General features: G+C 70.5%; 19 protein-coding genes, 1 tRNA gene and 1 pseudogene. 10 read left to right on the forward strand and 11 right to left on the reverse strand.

The genetic code is table 11. The annotated features are described in order from the left end of the window. A pseudogene (locus tag ACR2FV_RS02785) lies at positions 1 to 150 on the forward strand (IS1380 family transposase); the annotation flags it as partial. A 208-nt stretch (positions 151 to 358) separates the two neighbouring features. Here ACR2FV_RS02785 and ltrA read toward each other — a convergent pair. The 7 genes from ltrA to ACR2FV_RS02820 all read right to left on the reverse strand — a co-directional run bounded on the left by ltrA (position 359) and on the right by ACR2FV_RS02820 (position 10,900). Further along, positions 359 to 1,786 carry a group II intron reverse transcriptase/maturase gene (ltrA, locus tag ACR2FV_RS02790; protein WP_434014180.1) on the reverse strand — a complete coding sequence of 476 codons (1,428 nt, stop codon included), beginning with the start codon at positions 1,784 to 1,786 and terminating at the stop codon, positions 359 to 361. A gap of 656 nt (positions 1,787 to 2,442) precedes the next feature. Then, positions 2,443 to 3,048 carry a hypothetical protein gene (locus ACR2FV_RS02795; protein ID WP_434014181.1) on the reverse strand — a complete coding sequence of 202 codons (606 nt, stop codon included), beginning with the start codon at positions 3,046 to 3,048 and terminating at the stop codon, positions 2,443 to 2,445. 444 nt (positions 3,049 to 3,492) lie between these two features. Beyond that, positions 3,493 to 4,389 carry a cation diffusion facilitator family transporter gene (locus ACR2FV_RS02800; protein WP_434014182.1) on the reverse strand — a complete coding sequence of 299 codons (897 nt, stop codon included), beginning with the start codon at positions 4,387 to 4,389 and terminating at the stop codon, positions 3,493 to 3,495. A gap of 44 nt (positions 4,390 to 4,433) precedes the next feature. Continuing rightward, positions 4,434 to 5,672: a bifunctional alpha/beta hydrolase/OsmC family protein gene (locus tag ACR2FV_RS02805; RefSeq protein WP_434014183.1), complete on the reverse strand. Its 1,239-nt coding sequence runs from the start codon at positions 5,670 to 5,672 to the stop codon at positions 4,434 to 4,436. Positions 5,673 to 5,847: 175 nt separating this feature from the next. After that, entirely contained in the window at positions 5,848 to 7,278 is a 1,431-nt protein-coding gene (locus ACR2FV_RS02810) for an ATP-binding protein (RefSeq protein WP_434014184.1), read from the reverse strand. A gap of 62 nt (positions 7,279 to 7,340) precedes the next feature. Next, on the reverse strand, positions 7,341 to 8,279 hold the full coding sequence (locus ACR2FV_RS02815) for an FAD binding domain-containing protein (protein WP_434014185.1): 939 nt from the start codon (positions 8,277 to 8,279) through the stop codon (positions 7,341 to 7,343). Next, complete coding sequence (locus ACR2FV_RS02820; RefSeq protein WP_434014186.1) at positions 8,276 to 10,900, reverse strand: molybdopterin-dependent oxidoreductase; 2,625 nt, start codon at positions 10,898 to 10,900, stop codon at positions 8,276 to 8,278. Before ACR2FV_RS02820 ends, ACR2FV_RS02815 begins: the two co-directional genes overlap by 4 nt. A 150-nt stretch (positions 10,901 to 11,050) precedes the next feature. On the opposite strand from ACR2FV_RS02820, the gene ACR2FV_RS02825 reads away from it, so the two are divergent. Beyond that, positions 11,051 to 11,320 carry a hypothetical protein gene (locus ACR2FV_RS02825; protein WP_434014187.1) on the forward strand — a complete coding sequence of 90 codons (270 nt, stop codon included), beginning with the start codon at positions 11,051 to 11,053 and terminating at the stop codon, positions 11,318 to 11,320. 432 nt (positions 11,321 to 11,752) lie between these two features. On the opposite strand, the gene ACR2FV_RS02830 is transcribed toward ACR2FV_RS02825, so the two are convergent. After that, positions 11,753 to 11,839, reverse strand: a tRNA-Leu gene (locus ACR2FV_RS02830). Positions 11,840 to 12,227: 388 nt separating this feature from the next. Here ACR2FV_RS02830 and ACR2FV_RS02835 point away from each other — a divergent pair. The 6 genes from ACR2FV_RS02835 to pknB are packed head-to-tail and all read left to right on the forward strand — an operon-like array spanning position 12,228 to position 20,065. Then, entirely contained in the window at positions 12,228 to 13,160 is a 933-nt protein-coding gene (locus ACR2FV_RS02835) for an FhaA domain-containing protein (RefSeq protein ID WP_434014188.1), read from the forward strand. Then, positions 13,157 to 13,627: an FHA domain-containing protein FhaB/FipA gene (locus ACR2FV_RS02840; RefSeq protein WP_434014189.1), complete on the forward strand. Its 471-nt coding sequence runs from the start codon at positions 13,157 to 13,159 to the stop codon at positions 13,625 to 13,627. The genes ACR2FV_RS02835 and ACR2FV_RS02840 overlap by 4 nt, the downstream gene beginning before the upstream one ends. Before the next feature lie 6 nt (positions 13,628 to 13,633). Then, complete coding sequence (locus ACR2FV_RS02845) at positions 13,634 to 14,992, forward strand: PP2C family protein-serine/threonine phosphatase (protein WP_434014190.1); 1,359 nt, start codon at positions 13,634 to 13,636, stop codon at positions 14,990 to 14,992. Then, on the forward strand, positions 14,989 to 16,362 hold the full coding sequence (locus ACR2FV_RS02850) for an FtsW/RodA/SpoVE family cell cycle protein (RefSeq protein ID WP_434014191.1): 1,374 nt from the start codon (positions 14,989 to 14,991) through the stop codon (positions 16,360 to 16,362). Before ACR2FV_RS02845 ends, ACR2FV_RS02850 begins: the two co-directional genes overlap by 4 nt. Continuing rightward, complete coding sequence (locus tag ACR2FV_RS02855) at positions 16,359 to 17,816, forward strand: peptidoglycan D,D-transpeptidase FtsI family protein (RefSeq protein ID WP_434014192.1); 1,458 nt, start codon at positions 16,359 to 16,361, stop codon at positions 17,814 to 17,816. Before ACR2FV_RS02850 ends, ACR2FV_RS02855 begins: the two co-directional genes overlap by 4 nt. Next, positions 17,813 to 20,065 (forward strand): Stk1 family PASTA domain-containing Ser/Thr kinase, encoded by a 2,253-nt coding sequence (gene pknB / locus ACR2FV_RS02860; protein ID WP_434014193.1) that lies wholly within the window; start codon positions 17,813 to 17,815, stop codon positions 20,063 to 20,065. The genes ACR2FV_RS02855 and pknB overlap by 4 nt, the downstream gene beginning before the upstream one ends. 19 nt (positions 20,066 to 20,084) lie before the next feature. Here pknB and ACR2FV_RS02865 read toward each other — a convergent pair whose 3' ends face one another. Further along, positions 20,085 to 20,900: a DUF881 domain-containing protein gene (locus ACR2FV_RS02865; protein WP_434014194.1), complete on the reverse strand. Its 816-nt coding sequence runs from the start codon at positions 20,898 to 20,900 to the stop codon at positions 20,085 to 20,087. 95 nt (positions 20,901 to 20,995) lie between these two features. Between ACR2FV_RS02865 and ACR2FV_RS02870 the strand changes: the two genes are divergently transcribed. Then, positions 20,996 to 21,283 (forward strand): cell division protein CrgA, encoded by a 288-nt coding sequence (locus ACR2FV_RS02870; protein WP_434014195.1) that lies wholly within the window; start codon positions 20,996 to 20,998, stop codon positions 21,281 to 21,283. Between the two features lie 54 nt (positions 21,284 to 21,337). Here the strand turns inward: ACR2FV_RS02870 and ACR2FV_RS02875 are convergent, their stop codons facing one another. Then, entirely contained in the window at positions 21,338 to 22,249 is a 912-nt protein-coding gene (locus ACR2FV_RS02875) for a rhomboid family intramembrane serine protease (RefSeq protein ID WP_434014196.1), read from the reverse strand. Further along, complete coding sequence (locus ACR2FV_RS02880; protein ID WP_434014197.1) at positions 22,233 to 22,754, reverse strand: peptidylprolyl isomerase; 522 nt, start codon at positions 22,752 to 22,754, stop codon at positions 22,233 to 22,235. Before ACR2FV_RS02880 ends, ACR2FV_RS02875 begins: the two co-directional genes overlap by 17 nt. Before the next feature lie 107 nt (positions 22,755 to 22,861). On the opposite strand from ACR2FV_RS02880, the gene ACR2FV_RS02885 reads away from it, so the two are divergent. Then, a complete protein-coding gene (locus tag ACR2FV_RS02885) occupies positions 22,862 to 23,872 on the forward strand; it encodes a hypothetical protein (RefSeq protein ID WP_434014198.1) in 1,011 nt (336 codons plus the stop codon). Positions 23,873 to 23,885: the final 13 nt, after the last annotated feature.

Raw genomic sequence — 23,885 nt, forward strand, 5'->3', positions numbered from 1 at the left:
CGGCCAGCGACCATCCGGGCCCAGCTGATCAACATCCCCGCCCGGATCGCCAACCGGGCCCGCCGGCTGCGGCTGCACCTGCCCACGAACTGGCCCTGGGCCCACCCCTGGGACGCCATGTTCGACGCCGCCGTGCTGTCCCCCTCCTGACCGACCCTTCTGTCCTTACCAGGAACGACCCCACGTGGAAAAGCCGGGCAGACCGGCGGCCACCCGCATGCCCGCAACAAGACGGCCTCACCTCAACCCGTCCACGAACCCCCGCGAATGCGGGCCGGTTGAGTCGGCCTGGGGCGCGGTGTCGGCATTACTGCCGGTCCGTTTCCCCAGGCCGCTCGCCGAACCCGGCGTGCGACTTTCACCGCACCGGGCTCTCCACAGCTCCTGCCGTAGTGGCGTGGTTATGCAGGGTCCAGGGGTTGGGGATGGTGTTGCCTCGGTAGCGGTAACGGGTGACCGGTACCGCCTCGAGGTTGAACAACTCGATCCCGTCCACGGCGATCGGTCTCCACCGCCCGTCGGGGGTGGTAAACCGTCGCCGGACGTCCTTCCACTTCCAGCGGTGCAGCGTCCGAAGCCACCGGATGATGCGCCACCACACGAAGTGTGACAGCGCGCCGAAGGTGTGCTTGGCCACCGCGTGCTTGAAGTAGTTGGCCCAGCCGCGCATGATCTGGTTGAGCCTGATCAGCACTACCCTGGGATTCTGCTGCGCCGTCCTGTTCGTCAGGGCACGGACCTTGGCCTTCAGCGACCGGACCGGCCGATCGGAGATGAAGGTGTACACGTGCCACTTGTTCGACCCGTACTTGCGCCTCCACTGGATGCGGAAGCCCAGGAAGTCGAACCCCTGGCCCATGTGCACCACCTGGGTCTTGGACTCCGAGAGCCTCAGACCCATCGGTGAGAGCACCTGGGCGATCTCTTCGCGCAGGGCCTCGACGTCGGCTCGGCAGCCATGCACGAGGACGACGAAATCGTCCGCGTAGCGGACGACCCGCCAGTTCGGCAGGCCCAGTCGTCGGCGTCGCGCGCGACTGCTGGTCGTCGCCATCTCCGCCCCCGGCGTCCATCCGCGGTGCAGGTGCTCATCGAGCACCGACAACGCGATGTTAGCCAGCAACGGAGACAGGATGCCACCTTGCGGTGTGCCGGTGTGGGTGTCCTTGCTCTCGCCGAGTTCGGTGAGAACTCCGGCCTTGAGGAACGCCTTCACCAGCAACAAGACGCGTTTGTCCTTGACCCTCGCCCGGACGCGGTCCATCAGGGCCACGTGGTCGATGTTGTCAAAGCACGCCTCGATGTCCGCGTCCAGCACCCACCGGTAACCGGAGGTGCCGAACCGGTGTATCTCGGCGATCGCGTCCTGTGCTCGCCGCATCGGTCGGAACCCGTAGGAGACCGGCACGAAGTCGGCCTCGAAGATCGGTTCCAACACCAGCTTCAGCGCAGCCTGGACGACCCGATCGGCCACGGTCGGGATGCCAAGTTTCCTCAGCTTCCCCGACCCTCCCGGCTTGGGAATCTTGCGCTCCCGCACCGGCAGGGGTCGAAACGTGCCCGTCTTGAGTTGGGCACGTAGGTCATCCAGAAACTCCGGCACCCCGATCTGCTCCTCGACGTCGGCGACCGTGAGGCCGTCCACGCCAGGGCTGCGGGAGCCGGGGTTGCCCGCGACCCGGTCGAACGCCACGATCAGCGTCGCCGGGTCGTGCACGAAGTTGAACAGGTCGTCGAACCGGCGACCAGAATCGGCCGCTGCCCAACGGTGAAGTTTGGCCTGCATCTCCGATACCCGCCGCCGCGGCCCCAACGGGACCTCGACCAGCGGAGCGCCACCATTCGGTGGTGCCTCTTTCGGCATTACAGCCTCCTCTGCTTCTCGAAACTGCTGCCGCCCTTCCCCATGTGCGCAGGCTTTCCCCGGCTCGGAGTACTACGGCGGCTCCGCCCCGTCCCGACCCGATCGGTCGACGATGAACCCAACCCACCCCACGTGCCGGATGCACGCGCGGTGGGCAAGGACCGAGACGGTTCCCGTGTTCACTGTCGATTCGCTCGACGAAGGAGGAGCCCAACTCTGTCCCTGCGGCATCGCCACGACTACCCCGCAGCACTTCACCGTGGCCTCCCGGGCAGACATCCGCATGCCCGCCCCGAAGTTCCCCGCCAGGCCGCAGCCCGGCAGGTGCGCACCGCACCCGGCCCATATCCGCCAGATTGGAGCCGGTGAGCCTTTAAGGGACGTACCTACGCTGGTTCCTCTCGTACTCCTCTTCGTCACGCTCGCCGGACCCACACCATCTGGCAGTACTGGCCCGTCCCGGCTTTGTCGGGGCTGCTCCCACCCAGACCGACATCTCCCGGTCCAGGCTGCCCCCAGCTTCACCGCCCTGCTGCGACAGGACGGAGGCGAAGGTCTCTCACCTCCTACTCAAATCGTCAGCGCCTCACGGCGCACGCGGATCCAGGCTCAGAGATCCGGAGGAGCTGATCGACCTCGGGCAGCAGATCGGCACCTTCGCCGTCGAAGAATGCCAGCAAGCCCTCGACGTCCCCGCGCTGAGCCCATAACTCGAAGCAGAGGTACCGCATCGTGGGACCAACCCTCTTGTCCGTCGTCACCTCCCATGAAACGCGCCGGCCGTGCCGTTCGGCCACGGCGTGCACCAGGAGCTCCTTGATCCGCCGCATATCGCCTCGCTCGTGCGCGGCGCCATAGGTCTTCCACCGCTTGAAGAACTCCTGCGCCTCCCCGTGCCTGGCCAACCAGTAGCCGATGGTTCGGTGCCCTGCCCAGGGGTGAGCAGGGTCACCGTGCCTGGCGAGATCTTCGGTCTCTGCCGTGGCGAGGGCGAGGTCGCCTTCATACAGTCGGGCCATCACCAGCTCTCGCTGGAGCCCGTGCGCCCAGAGGCCGGGCATGCGTGGCAGCAGTTCACGCGCACCGTCGACGCTCACCAATCGCGCTCCGACGGGCAGGCATGCCAGGTCAGGCAGGATCGTGCCCGGCAACCGGGCCAGGTCGATGGCATTGCGCAGGGGCACCGGCTGGAGTGTCCCCCTCCGGCACGTGTGCCTCGAGCAGCTCCAGAACTTCTCGCTGCACGGCTGCCACCGGTTCGGGAGACGGGTACGGCGGTTTGCTGACGGCCTGACGCTCTGCCGTGGACCAGCGGTAGTCGAGAGCTTCGGTGAGCCGGTTGAGAATCGCCGGCTCCCCATCCCCTGACGGTCCGGTCTCTTCCCCCCTTCGGCATACCTCAACGACGTCCCAGGAACGAATCTCAGCGGCCTCAACGGGCTCGGTTCCGACCCCGGACTGAGGCCCCAACGCCGAAGTGCGCGCCAACGCGGTGCGCGAGGACCCAGTTGGCGCGCACAACGGTCGGTGGCAACCGAAGTGCGCGCGAAAGTGCCCGGCGCGGACGGCGGTGGCGCGCACAACGGTCGGTGGCTCACCCGAAGCTGCGGCTCTGTGGTGGCGGTGACCTACCAGCTGAGCTCGGAGCAGCGCGTGTGCGACTCGGGCTCCACCTGCAGCGTCGCGTGCTCCACGCCGAACCGGTCGCGCATCAGCTCAGCCCCGCGGTCGAGCACGGCGTGCACGTGCGCCTCGTCGGCCACCACCAGGTGGGCCGAAGCGACGTGCATGCCCGAGGTCAGCGTCCACACGTGCAGGTCGTGCACGTCGGTGACCCCCTGCACCTCACCCAACGCCTGCATGATGACCGCGGGTGGCAGGTCCTCGGGGGCCCGCTGGCCGAGCACGGAGAGCACCTCGCGACTCAGCAGCACGGCGCGGACCCCGACGAACAGCGCGATCGCCACCGCAACCGCCGTGTCCCACCACGCCTGGCCCGTCGTGGCCACCAGCACCCCCGCGACGATGACCCCGACCGAGCCCAGGGTGTCCGCGACCACCTCGAGGTAGGCCCCCTTGACGTTGAGACTCTCGCCGGCACCACCGCGCAGCAGCAGTAGCGCAGCCAGGTTGACCACCAGCCCGATCGCGCCGACCACGAGCATCGGGGCGCTGGCCACCTGCGCCGAGGAACCGAAGCGCCGGGCCGCCTCGATCAGGATGTATGTCGACACGCCCAGCATCAGCAGCACCGCGAGTCCGGAGGCGAAGACCTCGGCGCGGTAGGCCCCGAAGGTGCGCCGCCCGTCGGCCGGGGTGCTCATCGCGAGCCGGGTCGCCAGCAGAGCCGCGCCCAGGGCTACGACGTCAGCGGCCATGTGCCCTGCGTCGCTGAGCAGGGCCAGCGAGCCGGAGATCAGCCCGGCGGCAAGCTCGACGCCGAAGAACGCCGCGACCAGCACGAAGGCGATCTGCAGGCGCCACCGGTGGGTGGCTCCGACGTGCCCGTGGTGGTGTCCGCTCACCGCGAGGCCAACCCCTTCCCCGCTCCCGACGACATCCTCAGATGCTAGCCGTCGCCTTCCTCGAGCGACTCCAGACTGGTCGAGATCGCGACCTCGGAGCGCAGGGTGCGGTGCACCGGGCACTTGTCGGCGATCTCCAGCAGCCGCTGCCGTTGCTCGTCGTCGAGGTTGCCGGTCAGCGTCAGCACCCGCTCCATGTGGTCCAGGCGTCCGCTGGTCGTCTCGCAGTCGGCGCAGTCCTTGGCGTGGATGCGGCTGTGCCGCAGGGAGACGCCGACGTGCTCCAGCGGCCAGTCCTTGCGATCGGCATACATCCGGACGGTCATCGACGTGCAGGCGCCGAGGCCCGCGAGGAGCAGGTCGTAGGGGTTCAGCCCGGTATCGAGGCCGACCGGCTCCGGCTCGTCGGCAGTGATCTCGTGCCGGCCGTCGGTGATCCGCTGCCCGAACGGGCCGACGTCGTTCTCGGCGACGAGCACGCTGCCCTCCTTGTGCTGCATCTGCGGTGGGCCTGCGGCGGGCGGGTCGTCGAGATACCGCGTCACCCAGGCCGCGAGGACCGCGGCGGCGAACCGGGTGTCGGCGGGCCGCGTGAGCAGGTGGTCGGCCCCGTCGAGGGACACGAACGACTTGGGGTGGCCGGCCTCCTCGAAGATCTGCCGGGCGTTGTCGATCCCGACCGTCTCATCCTGCGGCGCGTGCATCACCAGCAGCGGGAGGCCGAGCCGGGCGATGCGCCGCGCCTGCGGCTGGCTGCGGATGTCCTCGAGGAACTCCCGGCGGATCCGGAACGACCGGGCCGCCAGGCAGACTTCGGCCGCACCCTCCTGATCGATCTCCGGCAGGTCCTCGGACAACAGGTTGGCCAGGTGCTCGGTGTCCGCCGGGGCGCCGATGGTGACCACGGCCCGGGCTTCCGGGATGCGCTCGGCAGCCGCCAGCACCGCCGCCCCGCCGAGCGAGTGCCCGATCAGGATCGTGGGGGCGCCGTGCTCGCTGCGCAGGTAGTCAGCGGCATGCACCAGATCGTCCACGTTGGAGCTGAAGTCGGTGTTGCCGAAGTCGCCGCCCGACCCGCCCAGACCGGTGAAGTCGAAACGCAGCACCATGATCCCGTGCTCGGTCAGCTGGGTGGCGATCCGGGAGGCGGCCACGACGTCCTTGGTGCAGGTGAAGCAGTGCGCAAACAGGGCGACTGCCCGGGGTATGTCGTCCGGCTGGTCCAGCCGCCCGGCCAGCTGCGTGCCCTGAGACCCGGTGAACTTGACGCGCTCGCTTGGCATGCGGTCACCCTCTCTCACCCGGGGCGGTCCCGGATAGCCGAGAAACCCTCCCCGCCGCGCCGTCCATTCCGCCTGCTGCCGCGCCCGAAGACAGCGTCATACGGAACTTGCGCTATGGCGCACATTCCGGATGACTGTGAGTCGGCCACCCAGGTGGGTGCCGTCGCTTGCAGACTCAGTCAGCGGGCCGCCATACGGCGCGGGGGTCCTTCTCGGATCTTCCGTCCCACTCCACCAGTCCCTGCTCACGCAGCGCTGCGAGCTGCTTCTTGACAGTGGGACGACTCAACTGGGCCAAGTCGACGAGCTGCCCCGTTCCGAGTGGCTGTCGAGCCTGACGAAGGCGGTTGAGTAGGTCGGTCGACCCCTTGGGAAGGGCGGCGATCACTGCGGGAGCTATTCGTGAGGCTCCTTCAAGGACGAGCCGTACGCTGCCCTGGGTTTGGCTGTAGACCGGATCAGTGAGACCTCGTAGGCGCATCTCGTCGAAGATCCGCTTAATCCCTTCACCAAGCTCCTGCCCAATCCGCAAGTCGGCACAGACTCGGGCGATGCGCGGATTGCGAGCGTACCTGCCCACCTCCAGCGGTCTGCGCGGGTCTATCAGTCCCGGGAAACGCCCCGGGCTCTCGATCTCGATGCGATCAGGGAAGATCTCCACTCGGATGTGGTCGCCGGCAGAACTGTAGGAACGGTGGATCACCGCGTTGACGAGTCCCTCGAGCCAGGCGTCCCGCGGCACGATCGGGATGCCCGTGAACGTCGTGCCTCCCTCTGCTAGGGAGCGCCGCCTCGGCACCCATTGCTCAGTGACGTCCGCAGCCTTCTCGATGACGGCAGGCAAGGGTCCTTCGATACGGACATCGCCCGTGTCATCGAGGCTCAGCCGTCGTCCGGTGCCGCGCTCGACGCCCTGGTAGCGAAGAACCCGCACATGAGCGTGGGGGAACCACTCCTGAGGATTCGCGGCGAACAGCAGACATCCCGCAACACTCACCTCACCATCGGCCGAGAGCAAGCTTCTGGCTTGGAGCAGTCGTGTGAAGGAGCCCGACGCCCCAGCGGATGATCGATAGGCCACGAGAGAGGGTCGATCAAGATCGTCCACCCTCAGGCCGCGCACCGGCTGCCCGTCGTAGGGCGGGCTCCCGCGGTCATAGTGCAACTCCTGGCGTTGCCCGAAGCTCAGTCTGCGCGACTCGTCGCCAACCCGCAGATAGCACTCGCCGTTCGTCGTCTCGTGCACGACCTCACCGGGAGAGACGCGAGCCACGAGAATGGTGTCCAGCTCTCCTGCGGAGTTGAGACAGGCCACCTGGTCGAAGTGCGTCCTGACCGGAGGATGGGTGTGGTCCAACGGGGCCTGCCGCAGGGAGTTGACACGATCGATGTGTCGCCGCACGCCGTCAACCTTGCCATCGTGGATGCCGACGACGGCCGTGCCCCCTTCGGCATTGGCCAGAGCCACCAACGGGACTGCCAGGTCCTTGGGCGCCACCCGGGCCGACTTTCGCTCAAACCACTGGTCCTCCGGCACAGATGCGAGGGCATGCCCGACCTGCTGGAGCGGCAAGGCCAGCATCTGATCGACCTGGTTCGTGGACATAGATCTACTCTAAACTTTTTAGAGTAGATTTCAAGTAGCCTTTCGAGTGGGCCGATGTGAGACTACGCGCTGACGCGCTCCAGGACCTCGCGCACACAGCCCTCGATGAGCTCGACCTTGTACGCGGTCTCCGGCAGCGGACTCGCGCCCTGCGCACATGCGCGTGCCGCAGCGGCGATCGTGTCCTCGTCCGGCGGCGAGCCGATCAGCATGGCCTCGGCGGCGGGCATCCGCAGCGGCACCGGTGCAACCCCGCCCACCCCGATCGCACACGAGGTGACGGTCCCGGCGTCGTTGACCAGCATTCGGCATACCGCCTCGACCAGCGGCCACTCCGCCTCGAACCGGCTGATCGCGCGGGTGTATGCCGCCCGTTCACCGGCCGCGGGCGGTGGCAGCAGCACCTGGGTCACGACCTCCTGCTCACCGAGCGCGTGGTCGCGGGTCGGGTCGGTGCCGTCGCCCAGCAGCTCGCCGACCCCGATGGGGTCGCGTCCGGTGATGACCACCGACGCGTCGTACGTCAGCAGGGCCATGGCCAGCGACGAAGGGTGTGGGTGCACGCAGGCCGAGGTGTCGAAGGCCACGCCGTAGAGGTGACGCCCGTTGCGAGCCGGGCAGCGGTCGCCGCCGTCCTTGAGGCAGCGGGTGTGCGGGTGCCGGTAGTACCAGCAGCGGGTGCGCTGCAGCAGGTTGCCGCCGATCGTGGCGGTGGCGCGCACCTGCGGGGTGGCCAGGCCGGCAGCGGTCTGCGCCAGCGCCGGGTAGTCCTCGCCCAGCTCGGTCGCGACCGTCGCCGCGGTGGTGCCGGCACCGATGACGGTTCGGTCGGCCTCCCGGGTGATGTCGGCGAAGCCGGGAATGCCGGTGAGGTCCCAGATGTGTGGCGTCTCGCCGCGAGTGCGCAACCGCTCCTGCAGGTCGGTGCCGCCCGCGCGGTAGACCCCGTCGCTGTCCTCGGGCCGCGCAGCGGCATCGTCGAGGATCGTGATGCCACTCATCGCAGGGCCTCCAGCAGTCGGTCGGGCCGCACCGGCAAGGTCGTCGTGCGCACCCCGAGCGCGTGGTGGATGGCGTTGCCGACCGAGGCCGCCGGGCTGATCGTGGCGATCTCGCCCAGGCCGATGCCTCCGCCGGGCACATGCTCCCAGCCCTCCTCGTGGAAGTGGATGTCGATCTCCGGGGTGTCGCCGAGCTGGGGGATGCGGTAGTCCTCCAGGTTGGCGGTCAGGGTGAGCCCGGTATGCGGATCCAGCACCTGCTGCTCATAGAGCGCCAGCCCGATGCCCTGGATGATCGAGCCCTCGCACTGGCTGCGGGCCGGGCCGGGGGCGTGGATGCGGCCGACGGCGATGCCGCCGTGGACAGCCAGCACCCGGGTCTTGCCGGTGCGGGTGTCGACCTCGACCTCGCTGACGTGCACGGCGGCGGAGAAGCCGCGACCGACCTCCATCCCACCCAAGTCGAAGGGGATGGCGCGGCGGCCGAGGTCGCCGCCGCGGGTGGCGGTGGCACGGGCCCCCTCGTGCTCGCTCAGCGCTTGGTCGCCGATCTGCCCGCGCAGCGTGGTCGCGGCCTCGACCGCCGTCGGCCACAGCGAGACCGTGGTGCGACTGCCGCCCGAGGTCGGGCCGTAGGTCGTGCCGGACCCGGAGCGGCCCAAGCGCACCCACACGTCGGTGGGCTCGACGTCGAAGACCTGCGCCACGGCCCGGGCCAGCACCGTGCGACTCCCGGTGCCCATGTCCTGCGAGGCGGTCGAGACGGTGAGCCGACCGTCCTCGACGCCGACGACGACCTCTGCGGAGGGGTCGACGAAGTAGAACCAGTTGCCGGCGGCCACTCCCACCCCGCGCCGGAACCGCCCGGTGCGGCTGCCAGTCGCGCCGCGCTCACGCCATACCGGCAGGTCCTGCGCCCAGCGGTAGAGCGCCTGACGACGCTCGTTGCCGTCCCATTGAGCGCGCAGCTCGATGGGGTCGCGGCCGTGCCGGTGCGCGGCCTCGTCGACGGTCTGCTCCAAAGCCCAGGCGTAGGTCGGACCGCCGGGTCCGCGGAACGGCGCTCCCGGCGGCGCGTTGGTGACGACGTCCGTGTCGCGGGCCAGCCGGGGGGTGCGGTCGTAGACCATCATGGCCAGGGCGCCGACCGAGTTGCCGATGGCAATGCCGGCGTGGTTGTCGACCTCGACCTGCAGGGCGCGTATGTCGTGCGCCTCGTCGAGCAGCAGCGAGACCCGGGAGGCGCTGCCGGGACGGTTGCCGGTGGCGGTCAGCTCCTCGTGCCGGTCCAGCACCACGCTGACCGGTCGACCGGTGGCCTTGCTGAGCCGCACGGCAGCGAGGGTCTCGACGCCGAGGCTCAGCTTGGAGCCGAAGCCGCCGCCGACGTGCTCGGCGATCACCTCGATGTCGTCGGCGGCCAGGCCGGTCGCCTCGGACAGGGACTGCCGGATGCCCTCGACCGCCTGGGTGCTGACCCAGACCCGCAGGCGGTGCGCCTGCGACCAGTCAGCCACCGCGCAGTGCGGCTCGAAGCTGCTGTGCAGCTGGGGCGCGGTGTCGAAGTCGAGCTCGACCAGGCCCTGGTCCTGCTGGCTGCGGGCCTGGGACAGGCGTCGCTTGGCCACCGTGCCGAGGAACGGCAGCATCGTGGGGCCGCGTCGGTTGCCGTGCCAGGCACCGGGGAAGGTCGCACCCTCGGCAGCACTGGGCGCCAGCTTGCGGTCGGCGCGCTCGGCATACACCTCGGGTGCCCCGACGGCGGACGCCTTGTCCGGGTCGACGACGAAGGGCAGTGTGGTGATCGACAGCGAGAGCTCGGCCGCTCGGTGGCGGGCGTCCAGGGGGGTCTCGGCGACGACCGCCGCGAGGGGCTGACCGGCCCAGCGGATGCGCCGGTCAGCCGGCATCAGGTCGATGACCTGCGCACCGGTGAGGTGACTGAACGGCGCCACGGTGCCGGCAGCGACATCAGATCGGCGGATGGCGCCGTGCAGCATCCCGGGCAGCCGCACGTCGGTGGTGTAGGTCGCCGCTCCGGTGACCTTGTCGGGTGCGTCGACCCGGGCGACGCTCCCGCTGCCTCCGTCGTGCTCACCGCGGCAGGCGGCGGCCACGGCGCGATAGATCCCCTCGTAGGCGCCGCACCGACACAGGTGCCCGGCGAGCGCCTCGGCAATGGTGTGCCGGTCGGGCTCAGTGTCGCCGTGCTCGGCGCGCCACCGGTCGACGAACGCGACGGCGTCGACCACGAAGCCGGGGGTGCAGTAGCCGCACTGCAGCGCGTCGTGCGCCGCGAAGGCGGCCTGGACCGGATGCAAGGTGTCGCCGTCGGCCAGTCCCTCAACGGTGGTCACCTGCGCCTCGCGCAAACGCGTGGCCGGGGTGAGGCAGCTGACCAAGGGCCGGCCGTCGACCAGCACGGTGCAGGCACCGCATACCCCGCTGCCGCAGACCAGCTTGGTGCCGGTCAGCCCGAAGCCGTCCCGGATGACCTCGACCGCCGACTCCGCCCCGTCGACCTCGGTGGTGCGTGGCTCGCCGTTGACCGTGGTGCGCAGCTCCATGCGTTCCTCCGGGTCCGGGTATGCCGTGTCGGCGCGCTCGATGCTACGCCGCACCCCGTCGCCCGGCCCCCGAGCCTCGCGCCGCGCCCCCGTCGTTGATCACACTCCTCCGTCTGCGCGCAGCTGTCCACAGCCCGCCTCATCTTCGCAACGCTTAGCGGGTTGCGTCCGTACGGTCAGGGGCACCTAGATCGGAGAGCGGACATGGCAGACCAGGAGACGATCGCTCCCCTCGCGGCCACGGCGATGCTCGTCCTGGTGATCGCCGCAGTCGCGGTCCCACTCACCCTGCTGGCGAGGTGGCGGGGGCGCCGCCGAGATGCGCACTTGGCGCAGCGGTGGGATCGGGCCATCGGGGCAACGCACCGCCCTGGGGTGGAGATCGCGTACATCGGTCGCGTCTACCAATACGCTCGGCGAGGCTGCAAGGCAGACATCGAGTGGCTTGCCGGCGGCCGACTTCAGGACACCTAGTTCAAGGGGTGGCACGCCCCGGCCGGGGTCTGGGTCGTTCTCTCAGGTGGTGTCGGCTGGGGTCCGCACAACTCGAACCCGAAGGTCCTCTACGTCCTACCGGGCGGCGTCCTGATGGTCCTGCCGGCGCAGGCGCAGGCTTCACGGAGACGTCCCCGCTCCCGACTGGCGAAGCGTGCGCGTGCTCGCTCGGACACCGGGGCGTCGGGCGAAGTGTGGCTGCAGCCCATGCACGGACGTCGCCGCCGATGGATGTGACGCTGCTGTCGCCACGGCGTCACCGACGTCGCATTCATCCGCGACCGGGTGTCGACTGAACGCTCCCGGAAGGTGTTCCCGCACGAGGTTCCCAGGACCACGAGACGGGGTCAGCGCTCGCGTGTGCCGAGCCGCAGCCATGCCCGAGGCCCCAGGTCAGACCTGGGGCCTCGATGGTGCGCGAGGGGGGAGTTGAACCCCCACGTCCTTTCGGACACACGGACCTGAACCGTGCGCGTCTGCCTATTCCGCCACTCGCGCGAGTGCCGAGCAAGGTTAGCACGATCGGCGGGTGGCAGGAGTCCAGCGACGCGGGCACCAACCGCCGGTGACCGCTGCAGATCGGGTCCGTTGGCCCGGCGCGACCAGTGCTGGATTGTATGCTCAGTGTTGCGCTGCAGCGCAGCACTGAGCACGAAGGGCCTCACGCCAGCTAGCCCGACCCTCGGTGCTGGCCTGCGGCATACCGAGTCGGTGCACAGGGGTCCACGACACACTGCCACCTCTGGCTCCAGGCGCGCAGCCCGGACGTGCGCCACGGCTCCCTGCGTGACAAGTACCATCGCAGGAGGCCGCATGAACCCCCTACGGCCAGTCCGTGACGGGTCCGTGAGTGTGTATGCCGTGACAGCAGAGGAGGAGGAGTGCTGTGGGACTGTTCGACAACCTCGAGCGCCACCTCGAGCGTGCTGTCAAGGCACCCTTCGCCAAGATCTTCAAGGCCGAGGTGCAGCCCGTCGAGATCGCCGCCACCATCCGCGGCGCAATGGATGAGCGGGCCGCCGTGCTCGGGCCCGGCCGCACGATGGTGCCCAACGTCTTCACGATCGAGCTGGCCGAGAGCGACTACGAGCGGCTCTCCTCCTACGACAAGGCGCTGACCGACGAGCTGGTCGCCGCCGCCGAGGACCACGCCGACGCCCAGCGCTACACCGCTCCAGGGCCGGTCGAGGTGCGCCTGACCAAGGGCGAGGAGCTGGAGACCGGCATCTTCCGGGTGCGCCCGGCCTCCAAGGACGGTCGGCGCAGCCCCCGCGTCCGAGAGCAGTCGTCGCCGCAGCCACCGGCTCCGACCCGGGGAGCCACCGCCGCGCCACCCCGCCCGGCGCCACCCGGACCGCACCTGCGGCCGCAGCCCGCGAAGGCCACTCCCGCCCGCGCCGAGCCCGTCCAGGCCCAGCCGGCCCGGAGCGACGCAAGCGAGGCCGAGCCGGCCGAGGGCTCGACCCGCAAGTTCCCCAGCAGCCCGCCCCCCCACCGGGGTCGCCAGCACTCCACCCGGGGTCCCCAGGCCTGGCTCGACATCGAGGGCACCCGCCACCCCCTGGGCGTGGCCGTCACCAGCCTCGGTCGAGACGAGTCAGCGGGCGTGGTCATCGAAGACCCCGGCATCAGCCGACGGCACGCCGACATCCGGATCACCCACGACGGCCCCCACCTGCAGGTGCTCATCCGCGACGCCGGGTCGACCAACGGCACCTACCTCAACGGCGACCAGATCGGCACCGAGGAGCTGCACGACGGCGACCGGATCACCATGGGCCGCACCACCGTGACCTTCCACCTGGACCGAGCCCGATGAGCGAGCTGACGCTCAACGTCATCCGGCTGGGGCTGCTCGCGCTGATCTGGGCGTTCGTGTTCAGCGTGGTCGGGGCGCTGCGCGCCGACCTCTACGGCACCCGGGTGCTCACCCGCAGCCCAGGCCGCCGCAGCGACGGCAAGCCGGCCCGGCAGTCGCGCTCCCAGCGCCAGTCCGGCCCGACCCACCTGGCGGTCGTCGCCGGCTCGCTGCGCGGCACCACAGTACCGCTCAGCGACGGCGGGGTGCTGATCGGCCGCAACCCCGAGTGCAGCCTTGTGCTGACCGACGACTTCGCCTCCGGGCGGCACCTGCGGATCTATCCGGGGGCCGACGCCTGGTATGCCGACGACTTGGACTCCACGAACGGCACCTTCCTCAACCAGCGCCGCATCGACACCGGCGCGCGGCTGGAGCCGGGGGCCCAGCTCCGAATCGGGCAGACCGTCCTCGAGCTGCGTCGGTAGCCGCCCGTGTCCGTCGCCCTCAGGTATGCTGCTCGGTCCCACATCGGGCTGGGCACCAAGTCGCGCAACGAGGACTCCGCCTACGCCGGGCCCGAGCTGTTGGTGCTCTGCGACGGGATGGGCGGGCACGCCGCCGGCGACGTCGCCAGCTCCCTGGTCGTCGGCGAGCTGGTGCACCTGGACGGCGAGTCGCACGGCGCCGACGACATGCTCGACGTGCTCGAGGGCGCGATCATGGACGCCAACGACCGGCTCTCCGAGGTCGCCCACGAGAGCACCGACGCCGACGGGATGGGCACCACCTGCATCGCGATGATGCGCTCCGGCGACAAGCTGGCCGTCGCCAACATCGGAGACTCCCGGGCCTACCTGCGCCGCGGGTCCCGGGTCACCCAGATCACCCGGGACCACTCGTTCGTCCAGCAGCTGCTCGACGAGGGGCGAATCGGCCCCGAGGAGGCCGCGCACCACCCGCAGCGCTCCCTGGTGACCCGGGTCCTCACCGGACGTGGCGAGGATCACCCCGACCTGTCCATGCGCGAGCTGCGCGCCGGTGACCGCATCCTGATCTGCTCCGACGGCCTGACCGACTACGTGGCGGAGTCCACGGTCGCCGACATCCTGCGCAGCGAGGGCTCCGCGGGCGACATCGCCGACCAGCTGGTCGCCATCGCCCTGCGCGGCGCGACCCGAGACAACATCACCGTGGTCGTGGCCGATGCCGTCAACAGCGGCGACGCCCCCACCAACCCCCAGGTCGTGGGTGCGGTCAGCGACCTGCGCCGAGGAGAGGCCGGCAAGGCCGCCGGTGGCTCCCCGGCCGAGAAGGCGGCCGCGCTGAGCCGGCATACCCAGGAGGAGCCCGAGGCTCCCGCCCTGGCCGAGGAGGACGGTCACCGTGGCGCCCTGAGGTGGGTGCGCCGAGGCACCATCGCGATCATCGTGCTGGTGGTGGTCGGGGCGGGCGGCTGGGCGTCCTGGGCGTGGAGCCAACAGCAGTACTTCGTCGGCGTCGACGACGGCCAGGTGGCGATCTTCCGCGGAGTCTCCCAAGACCTCGGCCCGTGGGCCCTCTCGCGGCCCGAGACGACGACCGACCTCGCCCTCGCCGACCTGCCCACCTACTACCAGGGCCGGGTCGAGGCGAGCCTGTCCGCCGACAACCGGAGCGACGCCGACTCGATAGTCTCCGAGCTGCGCGCCCTGGTGGCGTTGGACTGCACTCCGGTCCCGGTCCAACCGGGGCAGGAGCGCACCACGACCGCCGCGCCGACCCTGCCGCTGCCCGACAGCGCCAACCCCACCGCCGAGCCCGGCGCCCCCGGACCCCCGCAGTCCGCCCTGCCGCGGGGGTGCCCGCCGTGAGCACGGTGACCGACGTCCGACCGCACACCGGCCGGCTGACCGAGCTCGCCCTGCTCGTCTTTGCGGTGGCGATCGTCCTCGCGGCCTACGCCAACGTCGGCCTGGCCACCACTGGGACCATCCCTGCCGGCATCGTCGTGCAGGGCATCGGGTTCCTCGTGATCACCGTCGGCTTCCACCTGGTCATCCGCTACCGCGCCCGGTATGCCGATCCACTGCTGCTGCCCATCGCCACCCTGCTCAACGGGTTGGGTCTGGTGATGATCCACCGGATCGACCTCGGCCAGGGCCGGGACGCCGCTACCGGCGTGGCCACCCGGCAGCTGCTCTGGAGCGCCGTGGCGATCGTGCTGGCAGCCGCCGTGCTCTGGGTCCTGAAGGACCACCGGATGCTGCGCCGCTACACCTTCACCGCGATGCTGGCGGGCTTCGTGCTGCTGTTGCTGCCGATGCTGCCGTTCATCGGCTACGAGGAGAACGGCTCCCGACTGTGGATCCGCCTGTTCGGCCTGTCTTTCCAGCCCGGGGAGATCGCCAAGATCACCCTGACCGTCTTCTTCGCCGGCTATCTGGTGCAGACCCGCGACGCGCTGTCGCTCGTGGGCACCCGGATCTTGGGGCTGCAGCTGCCCCGCGGTCGGGATCTCGGCCCGATCATGGCCGCGTGGGGGCTGTCGGTGCTGATCCTGATCGCCCAGCGCGACCTGGGCTCCTCGCTGCTGTTCTTCGGGCTGTTCGTCGCCATGCTCTACCTGGCCACCGAGCGGGTGTCCTGGGTGATCATCGGCCTGAGCCTGTTCGCCGGCGGCGCGTATGTCGCCTGGCGCCTGTTCGCGCACGTGCAGACGCGGGTCACGTTGTGGCTGGACCCGTTTGCCTCCGGGCAGAGCGACCAGGTGGCCAAGGGACTGATGGGGATGGCCCACGGCGGTCTGTTCGGTACCGGACTGGGCGCCGGCTACCCCTACGAGACCTACTTCGCCGGCAGCGACTACATCATGGCCAGCTTCGGCGAGGAGCTCGGGATGGTGGGGCTGTTCGCCATCATCATGCTCTACGCCCTGCTGGTGGAGCGGGGCCTGCGCACGGGCATCGGGGCGCGGGAGGGGTTCGGCAAGCTGCTGGCCTCGGGGCTGGCCTTCTCCATCGGGTTGCAGTGCTTCGTGGTCGTGGGCGGCATCACCCGGGTCATCCCGCTGACCGGGCTGACCACGCCGTTCCTGTCCGCCGGCGGCTCCTCGCTGCTGGCCAACTGGATCATCGTGGCCCTGTTGCTGCGGATCAGCGACCACGCCCGCCGCCCCGTCTCCGAGCGCCCCCTCGTCCCGGCTCCCGACCAAGGTCAGCCCGTCGGGGGCGGTAGTCGATGAACACCCCCATCCGCCGCCTGGCCCTGGTCGTCTTCGCCATGTTCACCGCCCTGCTGCTGTCCACCACCTGGATCCAGTTCGTGCAGGCCGACGACCTGCGCGACAAGCCCGGCAACCGGCGCACCCTGCTGGAGAGCTACAGCCGCGACCGAGGGGCGATCCTGGTGCAGGGAGAGTCCATCGCCGACTCCCGGCAGACCGACGACGACCTGCGCTGGATCCGCAGCTACCCCCAGGGGGGACGCTACGCGCACGTCACCGGGTACTACTCGTTCATCTACGGCGCGGGCGCCGGGCTGGAGCGCTCCCGCAACTCGGTGCTGGCCGGCACCGACGACAGCTTCTTCTACCGGCGGCTCACCGACCTGGTCACCGGGACCACCCCCACAGGGGCGGCACTGGAGCTGACCATCGACCCCGAGGTCCAGCAGGCGGCCGAGCAGGCGCTGGGCGAGCGACGGGGAGCGGTGGTGGCGCTCAACCCGAGCACCGGGGCGATCCTGGCCCTGGTCAGCCGGCCGACCTACGATCCCAACGCCCTGTCCTCGCACAACCTGGGGGCGGTGCAGGAGACCTACGAGGAACTGGCTGCTGACCCGGGCCAGCCGCTGGTCGACCGGGCGATCGCCGGTGACCTCTACCCGCCCGGCTCCACGTTCAAGCTGGTCGTGGCCGCCGCTGCCCTGGAGTCCGGCCTGTTCACTCCCGGCAGCACCCTGGAGGGTCCTCAGCGCTACACGCTGCCGGGTACGAGCACCGAGCTGCCCAACTTCGAGGGCGGTCGCTGCGGCCCCACCGACTCGATCTCCCTGGCGGAGTCGATCACGGTCTCCTGCAACACCTCGATGGCCTACCTGGCGGGAGAGCTGGGCGCGGACGCACTCGACGACCGGGCCCAGGCGTTCGGCTTCGGCCAGGAGCTGGAGGTCCCGATGCCGGTCACCCCCAGCCGCTACCCGCCGGACCCCGACGACGCGCAGCTCGCGCTGACCGGAATCGGCCAGTACGACGTGCGGGTCACCCCGCTGCAGGTCGCCATGGTCAGCGCGGCGATCGCCAACGCCGGAGAGGTGATGCGGCCCTACCTCGTGCAGTCCGTGCGCGACGAGGATCTGGAGGTCAACGACGAGACCGACCCCTCGACCCTGTCTCGCGCCGTCTCGCAGAGCACCGCGCAAGAGCTGAGCGACATGATGGTCAGTGTGGTCCAAGAGGGGTCGGGCCAGGCGGCCGCCCTCAGCGGCGTGGAGGTCGCCGGCAAGACCGGCACCGCCGAGTTCGGCGACAACGGCGCCGCGCACGCCTGGTTCACCGGCTTCGCCCCCGCCGACGACCCGCAGATCGCCATGGCGGTCGTCGTGGAGAGCGCCGGCGACAGCTTCACCGGCGAGAGCGGTGGACGGGTCGCCGCGCCGATCGGCCGCGACGTGCTGGCGGCGGGGGTGGACCCGTGAGCGATGGGCCCGACGAGCAGGTGCCCGCGCCTCGGGTGTTCGGCGGTCGCTACGAGGTCGGTGAGCTGATCGGACGCGGCGGGATGGCGGAGGTGCACGTCGGGCACGACCTGCGGCTGGGCCGCTCCGTCGCCATCAAGATCCTGCGGGCCGACCTGGCCCGGGACAGCTCCTTCCTCGCCCGCTTCCGTCGCGAGGCCCAGTCGGCCGCCGGGCTCAACCACCCCTCGATCGTGGCGGTCTACGACTCCGGGGAGCAGGAGGCACAGGAGAGCGGTGGCGGCTCGGTCGCCGTGCCCTACATCGTGATGGAGCACGTCGAGGGTCACACCCTGCGGGACCTGCTCAACGAGGAGCGGGTCCTCGATCCCGACGAGGCGGCCCGGATCACTGCCGCTGTGCTGGCCGGGCTGGACTACGCCCACGCCAAGGGCATCGTGCATCGCGACATCAAGCCCGCCAACGTCATGATGACCCGCGGCGGCGCCGTCAAGGTCATGGACTTCGGCATCGCCCGGGCGCTGGCCGACACCGCCGCGACGATGACCCAGACCCAGGCCGTGCTGGGCACCGCACGCTACCTCTCGCCGGAGCAGGCGCAAGGTCAGGATGTCGACGCCCGCTCCGACCTGTACTCCACCGGGTGCCTGCTCTACGAGCTGCTCACCGGACGCACGCCCTTCCAGGGCGACCCGGTCTCGCTGGTCTACCAGCACCTCGGTGAGACCCCCAAGGCTCCCTCGCAGCACCAGGATGACCTGCCCCCGGCCCTCGACGCGATCACCCTGCACGCCCTGGAGAAGACCCCCGACGGCCGCTACCAGAGTGCCCGAGCGTTCCGCGACGACCTCGTCGCGGCCCGCACCGCAGCCCCCATCAGTGCCGGGGCCCAGGCCAGCCATGCGCGCATCGCCGGGGCAGCCGCGACGACTGCCGCAGGCGTCGACCAGACCGACCCCGAGCAGACCCAGGTCGTGCTCGCCTCGGGACACCGTGCCGACACCGGTGGCCGGCGCGGCGTGGCTGCGGGCGCTACGCCGCCCGGCGCGGCGCAGGACGGCTACGAGGACACCGGCGAGTTGCCGGTGCGGGAGGAACGGCATCGCGGCGGCTTCCTCATGCTGACCGCTCTGGCCCTGCTGGCGCTTGGTGCGATCGCCTTCGTGGTCTTCCAGGTGCTCGGGCCAGGGGCCACCGAGGAGGCACCGCCGGAAGCCACGGTGCCCTTCCTGCTGCAGATGACGCAGGAGCAGGCGCAGGACCGGCTGGACGAGGCCGGGCTGGTGGGCAGGTTCACCCAGCAGGCCAACGAGGCAGACGAGGGCGAGGTCGTCGAGCAGGACCCCGGAGCCAACACCACGGTGGAGAAGGGCAGCACGGTCCAGCTGGTGGTCTCTGCGGGGCCGGACTCGATCACCATCCCCAACGTCGAGGGCTTCGAGGAGCAGCCGGCCCGCACTGCCTTGGAGGCGGAGCGTATCCGGGTCGCCGACGACACCCAGGAGACCAACGACCTCGACTTCGAGGAGGGCGAGGTGGTGAGCACCCGGCCCGGCATCGGCGAGGACGTCAGCCCGGAGCAGGAGGTCGTGCTGGTGCTGGCGAGCGGGCAGACCCAGGTGCCCGACGTGGTGGGCGACGACATCGACGACGCCGTCGGGCAGCTGCGAGACGGCCGCCTCGACCCGGTCACCACGACCGAGGTCACCGACGAGGTGGCGGAGGGCACGGTGCTGGAGCAGTCGATCGACCCCGGCGAGGAGGTGGACTACGACACCGAGATCACCCTGGTGGTCGCGCAGGCGCCACCGGAGACCGTGACCGATACGGAGACCGCGACCGTCACCGAGACCACTCCGACCACCGAACCGAGCCAGAGCCCGTCCTCCACCTTGCCGACCTCGCCCACGACGAACCCGTCCTCCACCTTGCCGACCTCGCCCACGACGAACCCGTCGCCCACCTCGCCCACGACGAACCCGTCCCCGACCTCGCCCACGACGAACCCGTCGCCCACCTCGCCCACGACGAACCCGTCGCCCACCTCGCCCACCTCGCCCACCTCGCCCACCTCGCCCACCTCGAGCGTCTCACCGACCACGCCCACGAACGGGGTGCCGACCATCGACCCCCCGAAGGTCGACCCCACCGTGACCTTCACCCAACCGGGAGGCGAGGGCAACGCCGCCGAGCAGGACGAGGCGGAGGAGGCGGTGAAGGGCGCCGTGGCACCGCAGCCAACCGACTGAGCGGCGCGCTGCCGGCCACTCAGGACGTGGCGGCACCGTCGTCCCGGGTGACCCCGTCGGGCGCCTGCTCGTCCGGGTCCGCGCCGACGACGACGTGCTCGGGGCGGATCGTGCCCTCGAACGCCGGCAGCCGCACGCTCTCCCGCTGCTGCACGACATACCCCAGCCCTAGCGTCTCCGACCACCCCCGGTAGGTGCTCACGATCGGGTCAGCCGCCAAGGAGGCCGCCATCGCCTGGCGGTCCCCGATCGCCGTGATGGTGTAGGGCGGGGAGTAGACCCGGCCCTGCAGATAGAGGGTGTTGCCAACGCACCGGACCGCGCTGGTCGCCACGATCCGCTGGTCTTGGACCATCATCGCCTCCGCACCCCCGACCCACAGGGCATTGACCACCCCCTGCACATCCTGCTGATGCACCACGACGTCGTCGACGGTATAGCCCTCGGGCAGGGTGGCCTCGGTGTAGCCGGCGTCGTCCAGGGTGACCGTGATCGCCGGTCCCCGCACTGCCCCGGTCCCGATCAGCGGGGCCAGCTCGTCGGCGAGGGCCGACACGTCGGTCGATGCCCCCGACCGGCCGACCTGGCCCTCGAGCTGCTCGATCTCCAGCGACAGGTCCCCGACCCGGGAGCTGAGCTGCTCGACCGTCGCGGTGCGCTGCTGGATCAGGTCGGCGAGGTCGGCCGGCTCGTCACCGAAGCCGGTGGCCCGCGCCAGCGCCGCCGAGGTGCCGAACAGCAACCCGGCCCCCAGCGCCATGACGGGCACGGCCCAGCGCCACCGGCCGGCGCGAGCGCCGCCGGAGGCTGCTGCGGCAGGCGCGGACTCAGACATCCGCACCAGCGTATCCCGGTGGATGCGACACCTCGCAGCGCGCGGGCCGTACCGTATCCTGTGCTCACCCGTCTGCCGCATCGAGGAGCCCATCCGTGCCTGACTCTCCTGGCCGTTCCACCGGCAAGAAGCCGCCGAAGAACTCCGGCAACCCCGCCAACCGTCGCGAGGCGATGGGCCGGCCCGAGCCGCGCAAGCAAAAAGTCGGCAACCCCTCCTGGTGGGTCCCGGTGATGTGCGCGCTGATGATCGTGGGGGTGCTGTGGGTGGCCACGTTCTACATCTCACAGGGACGGTTCCCGGTGGAGATCGGCTACTGGAACCTGGTCGTCGGGATGGGGCTGATCATGACCGGCTTCCTGATGACCACCCGCTGGAAGTAGCCGTTCTCCACACGGCGTCCACAGGACTGGGGATAACTACAGCGGTGTAACCCCTCACCCCAGGAAGGGCAGGCCGGTGCCCTGCACCTGCTCGACCCGCCAGATCGCCGCGACGACCAGGACCAGCACCACACCGGCGTAGGCCGGCCACTGCCAGGCCCGGCGCCGCACGGCGGAGCGCTCGCGACCCTTGGCCGCGGTGAGCGCCAGGATCCCGGCGAGCGCCGCCCCGGTGAGCGCACCGCCGAGGTGGGCCTGCCAGGCGATGCCCGGCACCAGGAAGCCGATCGCGCCGTTGATGAGCAGCAGCGCGACGATGCCGCCGGTCTCCCGGCCGAGGGAGCGGTTGAGCACGAGTATCGCGGCGAACAGTCCGAACACCGCACCGGAGGCGCCCACCGTGGGGGTGGTCCAGCCGCCGGGGACGGTGGCCAGCAGCAGATAGCCCACCGACCCGCCGAGAGCACTGACCAGATAGAGCACGACGAAGCGCAGCCGCCCGAGCATCGGCTCCAGGTAGCCCCCGACGATGTAGAGGGCATACATGTTGAAGCCGATGTGCAGCAGCGACCCGGGCGAGTGGACGAACGCCGCGGTCAGCAGTCGCCACGGCTCGCTCGCCGCCTGCACCGGGGCAAACCACCAGGCGGTGGTGACACCGAAGCTGGCGCGCTGTCCGACATACAGCAGCACGCAGATGCCGATGATCGTGAGGGTGACGACCGGCCGGGAGTCGGCCCGGGTCGGCGCACCGAACCGGGAGGTGACCCGTGGGTGGGACCGAGCCGCCGCAGCGACACAGTCGACGCACTGGATGCCGACCGCCGCCGGCCGCTGACAGTCCGGGCAGGTGGGCCGTCCGCAGCGCTGGCAACGGACATAGGCCACCCGGTCGGTATGCCGGGGGCACACCGGGGGAGCATCGGTGCCCCCGGTGCCGCTGCCGGGCTCAGTCGTGCTCGACACTTAAGCGCTCGATCACGACCGGCTCCACCGGCTGGTCACCTCGCCCGGTGGGCACGGCGACGATGGCGTCGACGACCTCCCGGCTGCTCTGGTCGGCGACCTCACCGAAGACGGTGTGCTTGCCCTGCAGCCAGGGGGTGGGCTCGACGGTCACGAAGAACTGCGAGCCGTTGGTGCCCTTGCCGCCCCGCTTGCCGGCGTTGGCCATCGCCAGAGTGTAGGGGGAGGAGAAGCCCTTGTCGGGGCTGATCTCGTCGTCGAAGGTGAATCCTGGGCCGCCGGTGCCGGTGCCCAGCGGGCAGCCGCCCTGGATCATGAAGCCGGGGATGATGCGGTGGAAGCCCAGGCCGTCGTAGAACGGCGTGGGGTCGGTGCGCCCTGCGTCGTCCTGGTAGTCCTGGGAACCCTCCGCCAGACCCACGAAGGTGGCCACAGTCTTGGGCGCGTGGTCGGGGAAGAGCGTCAGGGCGATGTCGCCGTGGTTGGTGTGCAGTGTCGCAAGCATGCCCGCATCCTCCCACGGACGACTGACCAGACGCTGGGTGCCGGTCAGGTGGAATAGCGGAGACGAACAGTGCAGGATGGGGCGCAGCCATCACTGAGGAGGGTGACGTGTTCTCTCGTAGCAAGTCCAAGAAGACCAAGAAGAAGGCGCTCAAGAACGCCAAGGGGGCCCGCGCCGAAGCCACCAAGAAGGCCCGGGCGGCTCGCGGCGATGCCACCAAGCAGGCCAAGAAGGGTCGCCGCGACGCCGTCAAGCAGGCCAAGAACGTTCGCGGTGCGCTTGTCGGGTCCGGCAGCTTGGCCGGGCACCGTGCCCGGGCCACCGGGGGCTCGCTTGTGCACTCGGTGTCCGACGCCGTCGGTCCGCGGGCGCAGGCCGCGGCCGGGACCGTGCGGGACCGCACCGCCGTCGCGCGCGAACGCGCTGCTGCCGGCGCCGCGAGCACCCGGAAGCGCGCCGTCGCGGGCTTCGACAGGGGCGTGGACGGTGCCGTGCCGCGGGCCAAGGAGGGCGTGGCCAGTGTCGGCCCCAAGGTCGACCAGGCACGCGACGCCATCGTCGACGATCTGCTGCCGCGCATCCAGGAGATGCTGGGCTCGGTGCAGGTCGCCAAGGACGACCTGCTCAGCCGTCAGGACGGGCCGGCCGCGGTGGTCACCGGAGCGCCCAAGAAGCAGCGCCGCAAGGGCGGGGTCCTGATCAGCCTGGGCCTGCTCTCCGCGGTCGGCGCCGCCGTCTCCTACTTCCTGTCACAGAAGTCCGACAGCGACGACACCGACCCCTGGGCCGGCTCGAGCGACCGCCCGATCGGCGGTGCCCCCGGCGTGGACACCCAGGTCCGCGAGAGCGGGGTCACCGTGGAGAAACCACCCCTGAAGGAGGACGCGGTGGGTCACGACACCACAGACAGCGACACCACGGACAGCGACACCACGAGCGAAGCTGCCGGTCTCGACAGCGAGGCCACGGACCCCGTCGCCGACGGCACACCCACCACGGAGACCGGGCTCAGCTCGGACGATGAGCCGCAGGTCCGGATGATCGAGGTGGACGACGTGCCCGGCACCGACGACGACGCGCGCGCCGAGGGCGACGACCAGGACAAGCCGCAGACCTGATCCACCGGGCCGT

Origin of the sequence: Ornithinimicrobium sp. (assembly GCF_051004135.1) — a bacterium.
Lineage (GTDB): Bacteria > Actinomycetota > Actinomycetes > Actinomycetales > Dermatophilaceae > Ornithinicoccus.

Bases quoted from the DNA above. Each gene is read 5' to 3' on its own strand.
- ACR2FV_RS02865 (WP_434014194.1), bottom strand. From the start codon at position 20,900: ATGTCTGAGTCCGCGCCTGCCGCAGCAGCCTCCGGCGGCGCTCGCGCC.
- ACR2FV_RS02840 (WP_434014189.1), top strand. From the start codon at position 13,157: ATGAGCGAGCTGACGCTCAACGTCATCCGGCTGGGGCTGCTCGCGCTG.
- ACR2FV_RS02805 (WP_434014183.1), bottom strand. From the start codon at position 5,672: ATGCCAAGCGAGCGCGTCAAGTTCACCGGGTCTCAGGGCACGCAGCTG.
- ACR2FV_RS02880 (WP_434014197.1), bottom strand. From the start codon at position 22,754: ATGCTTGCGACACTGCACACCAACCACGGCGACATCGCCCTGACGCTC.
- ltrA (WP_434014180.1), bottom strand. From the start codon at position 1,786: ATGCAGGCCAAACTTCACCGTTGGGCAGCGGCCGATTCTGGTCGCCGG.
- ACR2FV_RS02810 (WP_434014184.1), bottom strand. From the start codon at position 7,278: ATGTCCACGAACCAGGTCGATCAGATGCTGGCCTTGCCGCTCCAGCAG.
- ACR2FV_RS02825 (WP_434014187.1), top strand. From the start codon at position 11,051: ATGGCAGACCAGGAGACGATCGCTCCCCTCGCGGCCACGGCGATGCTC.
- ACR2FV_RS02815 (WP_434014185.1), bottom strand. From the start codon at position 8,279: ATGAGTGGCATCACGATCCTCGACGATGCCGCTGCGCGGCCCGAGGAC.
- ACR2FV_RS02855 (WP_434014192.1), top strand. From the start codon at position 16,359: ATGAACACCCCCATCCGCCGCCTGGCCCTGGTCGTCTTCGCCATGTTC.